Origin of the sequence: Amycolatopsis keratiniphila subsp. keratiniphila, assembly GCF_001620365.2 — a bacterium.
GTDB classification, from domain to species: Bacteria; Actinomycetota; Actinomycetes; order Mycobacteriales; family Pseudonocardiaceae; genus Amycolatopsis; species Amycolatopsis keratiniphila.
On sequence record NZ_LQMT02000069.1, the window covers coordinates 516 to 1,446 of the forward strand.

1 protein-coding gene is annotated in these 931 nt (G+C 71.3%); it reads left to right on the forward strand.

The window, feature by feature from the left end:
- Nucleotides 1-856 (forward strand): DUF4328 domain-containing protein (locus AVR91_RS42305; protein WP_076857575.1); only part of this gene is annotated, 856 nt, incomplete at its 5' end.
- Nucleotides 857-931: the final 75 nt, after the last annotated feature.

A 931-nucleotide genomic window follows, 5' to 3' on the forward strand; every position in this document is an offset into this window, starting at 1 on the left:
GCCCGGCGCGCTGCCGCAGCGTCGCAAGCCCGTGGCCGAGCGCTACTCCGGCCCGCCGTCCTACCCGGTCCCGCCGAGGTGGGGCTTCCCGAACCTGGTCTGGCGCCGTCCGACCGCCGTTCCCGGGACGGCGTCCGGCGAGGTCACCGCGGGGGAGCGGCTGCGGGTGATCACGCGCAGCCTGCTGCCGGTGCTGTGGACCTTCGCCGCCCTCGCCGTCGTCGCCTCGGCCGCGGAGATCTGGCGCTACGTCCTGCTGGTGCAGAGCCGCGACTCCGCGTTGTCGACGTCCGTCGTCTCGATCTCCGACACCTTCGTGATCACGGCCGGCCTGCTGACGACGATCCTTTCGCTGTTGCCGGCCGGGCTCACCGTGTGGTGGCTGCTCGTGGCCAGGCACGCCGCCGCGGACGTCTCCGGCGAGACGCCGCCCAGGCGGCAACGGCACGTGCTGGCGTTCGTGCTGGTGCCGGTGGTGAACCTGATCATGGTGCTGCCGGTCGTCGCCGAACTCGAACACGCCGTCCTGCGCCGGACCCGGGAAACCCGCCCGAAGCCGTCGCGGCTCGTGCTGATCTGGTGGGGTGTCTGGGCGCTCAACTGGCTGCTGCTCACGCTGGTCATCGTCTGGCGGTTCCGTGACGGCGTCCAGGCGCTGGCGGACGGAGTCGTGCTGGTCGCGCTGACCGACCTGGCCGCGGCCGGGCTGGCGGTGGTGACCGCGCTGCTCGTGAAGCGCATGTCCGGGCTGCTGGCTCCGGTCGAGGAGAAGCGTCTTCGGCTGCTTCGCGTGCTGAAGGTGGATGGGGCGCCGGATCCTGAACGGCGGGAACGTCCGGCCTCTTCAGTGCGCTGACCTGCGGGCCTGCTTGACTGGGGTCGTGAGTGATAAAGGTCGTTCTAACCCTCCTTGCCACTCACGACCCCCGCG